General features: G+C 75.8%; 4 protein-coding genes. 3 read left to right on the plus strand and 1 reads right to left on the minus strand.

Annotated elements, in window-relative coordinates; all coding sequences use genetic code 11:
- Positions 1-46 precede the first annotated feature (46 nt).
- Together ACFWEJ_RS25970 and ACFWEJ_RS25975 are read left to right on the plus strand one after the other, a co-directional pair.
- The gene (locus tag ACFWEJ_RS25970) at positions 47-1,870 is read left to right on the plus strand and encodes a potassium channel family protein (RefSeq protein ID WP_377232063.1); all 1,824 of its coding nucleotides are present in this window, start codon (positions 47-49) and stop codon (positions 1,868-1,870) included.
- Positions 1,871-1,919: 49 nt separating this feature from the next.
- Entirely contained in the window at positions 1,920-3,254 is a 1,335-nt protein-coding gene (locus tag ACFWEJ_RS25975) for an APC family permease (RefSeq protein ID WP_377232064.1), read from the plus strand.
- Here the strand turns inward: ACFWEJ_RS25975 and ACFWEJ_RS25980 are convergent.
- Positions 3,199-4,611 (minus strand): PLP-dependent aminotransferase family protein, encoded by a 1,413-nt coding sequence (locus ACFWEJ_RS25980; RefSeq protein ID WP_377232065.1) that lies wholly within the window; start codon positions 4,609-4,611, stop codon positions 3,199-3,201. The two genes, ACFWEJ_RS25975 and ACFWEJ_RS25980, sit on opposite strands and share 56 nt — an antisense overlap.
- A gap of 122 nt (positions 4,612-4,733) precedes the next feature.
- On the opposite strand from ACFWEJ_RS25980, the gene ACFWEJ_RS25985 reads away from it, so the two are divergent.
- Positions 4,734-6,440: a hypothetical protein gene (locus tag ACFWEJ_RS25985; RefSeq protein WP_377232066.1), complete on the plus strand. Its 1,707-nt coding sequence runs from the start codon at positions 4,734-4,736 to the stop codon at positions 6,438-6,440.
- Positions 6,441-6,499 lie beyond the last annotated feature (59 nt).

Genomic DNA, 6,499 nt, shown 5'->3' on the forward strand with positions numbered 1-6,499 from the left:
CACCTCTCGTGCCCGGTGTCGGAGGGTCCCGCTACGCTCTGCGACCATGACACCCGCCGGTCCGGGCACGCGCGCGCACTACGTCGTCGTCGGCGACGGCCCCCTCGCCTTCCGTCTCACCCGAGCCCTGGCCAGCCGTTTCCGCGGCTCGGTCACGGTGCTGGTGCCCGACCGCACCTCCCGGTACGCCCAGGAGATCCTGGCGCTGGAGCTGGAGGGCGTGGACGTCCAGGAGGCGGCGCGGGTCGACGAGGACGCCCTGAAGGCTGCCGGTGCCCCCCGCGCCGCGGCGGCCGCGCTCGTGAACCAGGACGACGGCGGCAACGTGGCCCTCGCGCTCCTGCTGCGCGAGACCTGGCCCGCGCTGCACGTCGTGGTCCGGATCTTCGACGAGTCGCTGGGCCGGCACCTGGAGCGCGACCGCTGCACGGTCCTGTCGTCCTCCGCGTTCGCCGCGCCCGAGATCGTGGGCGCGGCCCTGCGGCGGCAGGTCCGGCTGCCGGTGCGGCACCGGCGTCTGGTCACCGTCTCCGACGAGGAGCCCGCGCTCCCGACCCGCATGGTCCTGTTCGCGTCCGACGGCGGCACCGGCGTGGTGGCCCTGCCGACCGAGCGCGAGCTGGCCACGCACACCCCCAAGGTCCTCCTGGCGGACGCCGGAGAGGACGACGTGCTGCCGGAGGTCCGGGCGGACCTGGAGCCCGACGAGGACGAGGTGGACCCGCACCGGCGCCGCCGGTTCGGCGAGTACCTGCGGACCCTGGCGCTCACGTCCGGGTGGAACCTGCTGCTCGCCGCCGGGGTGCTCCTGGTGGTGGTGCTCGTCGGGGCCGTGACCATCCGGCTGGCCACCGGCGCCTCGTTCCTCGGGGCGCTCTACGAGGCGGTGCTGCCCTCCCTGGCGGGCAGCGACCCCGACCACGACGCGCACCCGGTCGTGAAGGTCACGCAGGTGGCGCTGACGGTCGTGAGCGTCGCCGTCATCCCCTGGGTCACGGGTGTGGTGGTCGACGGCGTGGTGCGCACCCAGCGGCTGCTCGACACCGGCTCCCCGCTGCGTGCGATGTCCGACCACGTGGTCGTCGTCGGCATGGGCGACCTCGGTACCCGCATCGTGCGCTCCCTGGACCGGCGCGGCGTGCCGGTGATCGCCGTCGACGTCGACGAGTCCGCCCGCGGCATCGCGGTGGCGCGCGCCCGGGACGTGCCGGTGGTGATCGGCGACGCCCGGCGGGCCACGACCCTGCGCGGCGCGTACGTCGGGGCCGCCCAGGCGATCGTCGTGGTCACGAGCGGCGGCGCCACGACCATCGGGATCAGCTTCGCGGCCCGCTCGATCCCCCGGGCCAAGGACGCGCCCGCGAGCCTGCGCACCGTCCTGCGGGTGTTCGACCGGGACCTGGCCCGTCGGATCCGGCGCGAGATCCCGGACTCGGTGGGGCTCAGCTCGTCGTTCCTGGCCGCGCCGTCCTTCGCGGCCGCGATGATCGGCCAGGAGGTCAAGGCCACCATCCCGTACCGGGACCGGGTGCTCGTGCTCGCCGAGATCCTGGTCGAGCGCGGCAGCGTCCTCGACGGCGCGCACAGCAGCGACGTCGGCCTGGACGAGGGCGGGGGCGATGCCGGTACCGGCACGGCCGGGCGGCCGGACGGCGACGGGCCGCCCGTGCGCAGCCGCCTGCTCGCGGTCGACTCGGTGACCCACTCGAGCGGCGGGGGCGGACGCATGTTCGAGCCGTCGCAGGGCCGCACGCTCAACCCTGGCGACCGCGTGTTCGTCATCGCGACCACCGCGGGCCTGCTCCACCTGCGCGACCTGGCGCGCGCCCCGGCGGGCCTGACGGCCGCGGCGAGCGGCCTGAACGACTGACCCCGGATCGGACCGTTCGGCAGTCCACCGCGCGCCTAGGGTCGAGACCATGCAGAACGGTCTCAGCGTCCCCCAGGGCGCGGCGCTCACCCTCGGCGCCATGCTCGGCACCGGCGTCATCTCGCTCCCGGCCCTCGCCGCCGGCGTGGCCGGTCCGGCCTCGCTCGTCGCGTGGGCGGGCCTCGTGCTCCTGTCGATCCCGCTCGCCACGACCTTCGCCGCCCTCGGCGCCCGGCACCCCGACGGCGGTGGCGTGGCCACCTACGCCCGGCTCGCGTTCGGCGAGCGGGCGTCCACCATGGTCGGCTGGGCGTTCTACGCGACCATCCCGGTGGGCGCGCCCGCCGCGGCGGGCTTCGCCGGCGCCTACGTCGCGGACGCGACCGGCGGCGGGGCCGGCACCGCCCTGGTCACGACGGTGGCCATCATCGCGGTGTGCGCCGTCATGAACTGGTTCGACCTGCGCGTCTCCGGCACCGCGCAGCTCGTCATCGCGGGCTCGGTGGCGCTGCTGCTGGCCGTGGCCGTGGTGGTGGCTCTGCCGCACGCGCAGCCGGGCAACCTCACGCCGTTCGCCCCGCACGGCTGGGGCGCCGTGGGTTCCGCCGCGGCGCTGCTGGTCTGGGCGTTCGCCGGCTGGGAGATCCTCGGCTCGCTGTCCGCCGAGTACCGCCACCCGTCCCGGGACATCCCGCGGGCCACGGCGATCGCCGTGGCCGTGGTCGGCGTGCTGTACCTCGGCGTCGCGTTCGCCACGGTCGCGGTGCTGGGCCCCACCCCGGGCCCCGCGCCGCTGTCGGACCTGCTGGTGCTCGGGTTCGGCGAGCACGCCCGGCCCGTCACCACGGTGGTGGCCGTGCTGCTGACCGTGGGCGCCATCAACGTCTACTTCGCGGGCGGCAGCCGGATGGGCGCGGCCCTCGCCCGGGACGGCGCCCTGCCGGGCTGGCTCGCGAGCGCGCCCGGCCGCACGCCGCGCCGTTCCCTGGCCCTCATCACGGTCGTCGCGCTCGGTACGACGGCGGTGCTCGCCGCGACGCACCAGTCCACCGACGCGATCCTGCTCATGGCGACCGCGACGTTCTCCCTGCTCTACGTGGTGGGGACCGCGGCGGCCCTGCGGCTGCTGCCCCGCTGGGGTGCGGCCTGGTGGTGCGCCGCGGTGTCCCTGGTGGCCGCGCTCGGCCTGCTCGTGATGACCGGGGCCCACATGACCGGCCCCGTGGTCGCCGCCCTCGGCGGGCTCGCCTGGACCGCCTGGCGCCGGCGCCGGGCGCGCGCCGCAGCGGCCGTCCCGGTTCCCGCCGCTCCGGCCGTGGACGCGCCCGTCACGGCTCCAGCAGGCGAGCCAGAGCCTGGATGCCTGGCCGGATCGAGCTCGTGACCGCGGCGCCGATGCCGAGCACGAGGCCGTCCCGGTGGGGACCGGTCGCGAAGGAGGCCAGCGAGTCCAGGGCTACGGACCGGCGTCGGGCGCGGGTCACCAGGGCGGTCGAGGTCAGCGGGGCGGCGTCGCCGAGGTAGGCCGCCACGTGCAGGCCCGCCGCCGCGGGGACGGGCTCGACCGGGAGCCCGTCCAGCGCGTCCAGGAGGATCTCGGTCCGCTCCGCGTAGACCGCGGACGCCTTGCGGACGTGCCGGGCGAGCAGGCCGTCGTCGATGAGGCGCGCGAGCGCGCCCTGCACGTGCACGGCCCCGTGCCCGTCGGTGAGCTGGCGCGCGGCGAGCAGCGCCTCGCGCAGGGACGGCGGCGCCACCAGGTACCCCACGCGCAGGCCCGGCAGCAGCGACTTCGAGAAGGTGCCCACGTAGACCACGCGGCCGTCCCGGTCCAGGGCCTGCAGGGACTCCAGCGGACGGTTGGCGCGGCGGAACTCGCTGTCGTAGTCGTCCTCGATCACCGCGGCGTCGTGCCGTGCCGCGTGCGCCAGGAGGGCGCGCCGGCGGGCCAGCGACAGCGGCATGCCGAGCGGGAACTGGTGCGACGGCGTGGTGTAGACCAGCCGGGCGCGCGCCGGGATCTCGTCGACGACCAGGCCCTCGGCGTCGACCGGGACGGGCACCACCCGCGCCCCGTGCAGCGCGAACAGCTCCCGGGCCTCGGGATACCCCGGGTCCTCGACGGCGACGACGTCCCCCGGTTCGAGCAGCACGCGCGCCACCAGGTCGAGGGCCTGCTGGGCGCCCGTGGTCGCGACGACGTCGTCGGGCCCGGCGCTGACCCCGCGCGCCCCCGACACGTAGCGGGCCACCGCCGCGCGGAACCGGGGCAGGCCCGCCGGGCCGCCGTAGGCGCCCGCCGCGGCCCCGCCCGCGCGCGACTCGGCTGCCAGCAGCCGCCGCCAGGTGTCGAACGGGAAGAGGCTCGCGTCCGGGATGCCCACGCGGAAGTCGTGGGCCGGGCGTGCCGTGTCGCCGCTGGCGGGCTGCACGGCCCAGCGCCAGCCCGCGCGCGGCCGCAGCACGCCGGGGCTGCGCCGCCGGGCGGGCACCGCGTCGCGCGCGGCCGCGGTCGCGAACGTCCCGGCGCCGGTCCGCGTCTCCAGGAAGCCCTCCGCGACGAGGCGTTCGTACGCCGTGGCGACGCTGGCGCGCGAGACGCCGAGGTCCTGCGCGAGGTCGCGCGTCGAGGGCAGCCGCTCCCCTGCCGGCACGCGGCCCGTGGTGAGCGCGGCGTGCAGGGCGCGATAGATCGCGTCGGTACGCCCGGTGCGGTTGCTGAGATCGACGGCGAGGTCCACCTGCCGATCATGGCTCATCGGACGGGCCGGGTCGTCACAGTTCGGACTCAGCCAACAAATCACCCCGCCAACCAGGCGTTTTCGGGCTTTTCGCCCGGCCGTCGGCCCTAGCATCCCGGCGTATGAGCACCGATAGCGCACCGGAGAAGGCCTCGGCCGAGGAACCGTCCGGCGCGACGTCCGACCAGCCCGACACGACCGACGAGACCGTCTCCGCGCTGCTGTCCGAGGCGGCGGCACGGGCCGCGGGCGCGGCGCCCGCACCGGCCGCGTCCGTGGCAGCGCCCGAGACGTCTTCCGTCGCGACGATCGAGGAGACGCCCGAGGAGACGCCCGGGGCGGACGAGCCCGGCGGCCCGACCGGGGCGTCCGACGAGCCCGCGGACCCGGGCGACCTGCCGCCGTCGGCCCGCCCGCTGACCGCCGCGCTGCTCAACCTGAGCGGCCTCGGGCTGGGCTACCTGCACCTGCGGGCGTGGGTCCGCCTGGGCGTCGCCCTGGCGGCGACCGCGGGGCTCGCCTGGGTCGCGCTGCCGATCGGGCGCGACCCGATCGCCGTCTGGTGGGCGGTGGGGTACGTGGGCGTGCTCGCCCTGTTCGCGCTGGACGCCGCGCTCCTCGCCCGGCGGCGGGCCCGGCGCGCGACCCGGAGGCGGACGGTCTGGTCGCCGCGGGCCGCCGGCCGGGTCGCCTGGGCGACGCTCGCCGTCGTGCCCCTGCTGTTCGCCGGCTACGTGGTGACGCAGCACGAGGTGCTGGAGGAGTACCTCGCCTACGACCTCGACCAGGCGGCGGAGAGCCTGGAGGGCGCCGGTTCGGTGTTCGGGCCGTTCCGGGACGAGTACGACGCCGCGTACGCGACGTACGTGCGGACGGCGGACGAGCACCCTGGCACGCGCGCCGCCGACCGGGTCCCCGGGCTCGTCGACGACCTGTACGCGCAGGCCAAGGGCAAGGACGAGTGCAACGCGCTGACCGTGGTGCGGCACTACGCCGAGCCGGGCACCCCCGGACCGCTGCAGGGGGTCGCCGAGGCCGAGGTGCCGAGCGCCCTGCACGACTGCGGCATCCGCTCCGCCGGCCTCGGCCAGTTCCCCACCGCGAAGAAGTACCTCACCGAGCTCCTGACCGACCACCCGGTCAGCGACCCCGCCGCCGCGCTGCCGGGCGACCTCAAGAAGTGGCGGGACGGCCTGCTCAAGGACCTGACCGGCAAGGACGGCTGCGACGACACCGAGCACGTGACGGGGTCGACGGGCTTCCTCGCGGGGTTCGACTCGGGCAAGGTCAGCGCCCTCGCGGACGAGGCACGCAAGCAGGTGCCGGCCGGGCTGCTGAAGTGCGGCGTGCAGCAGCTCGAGCGCAGGCAGTACGCGGCGGCGGCCCAGAACCTGGCCGGGCTGCTCGAGTCGTACCCGAGGGCCAAGGAGGCCGAGTACGCCGAGCGGGTCCAGATCGCCGCGGGCATCGCCCTGGTGGACCCCAAGGCGGGCGTCAAGGTGCCGGCCCGCGACGAGCCCGAGGGCACGATCACGCTGACCGTCTACAACTACAGCCCCGACGAGTTCGAGATGGTCTACACCGGGCCCGCGACCGGCGTCGTCGAGATCGAGGCGTGCGACGACTGCGAGCACATCGAGAAGGGCGCCGACCCCGAGTGCAACGCCTACTCGCTGACGCACCCGAGCACGACGGTCACCATCCCGAAGGGCGACTACATCACGGCCACCCGGCACGACGGCTACGTTCAGGGCTGGATGGGCAACGAGGTCGACAAGGTGAGCTACACCGTCAGCGGCGCGATGTGCACCTGGACATATGACCACTGACCGCTGACCGTCTGACCGTCTGACCGGGCCGGCCGGTCCCGTGCCGCCGAATGAGGTTC

Origin of the sequence: Promicromonospora sp. NPDC060204 (genome assembly GCF_042728455.1) — a bacterium.
GTDB lineage: Bacteria > Actinomycetota > Actinomycetes > Actinomycetales > Cellulomonadaceae > Promicromonospora.

What these genes read in the sequence shown, in the direction of transcription:
- ACFWEJ_RS25970 (WP_377232063.1), top strand. Translation starts at nt 47, where the DNA reads ATGACACCCGCCGGTCCGGGCACGCGCGCGCACTACGTCGTCGTCGGC.
- ACFWEJ_RS25985 (WP_377232066.1), top strand. Translation starts at nt 4,734, where the DNA reads ATGAGCACCGATAGCGCACCGGAGAAGGCCTCGGCCGAGGAACCGTCC.
- ACFWEJ_RS25975 (WP_377232064.1), top strand. Translation starts at nt 1,920, where the DNA reads ATGCAGAACGGTCTCAGCGTCCCCCAGGGCGCGGCGCTCACCCTCGGC.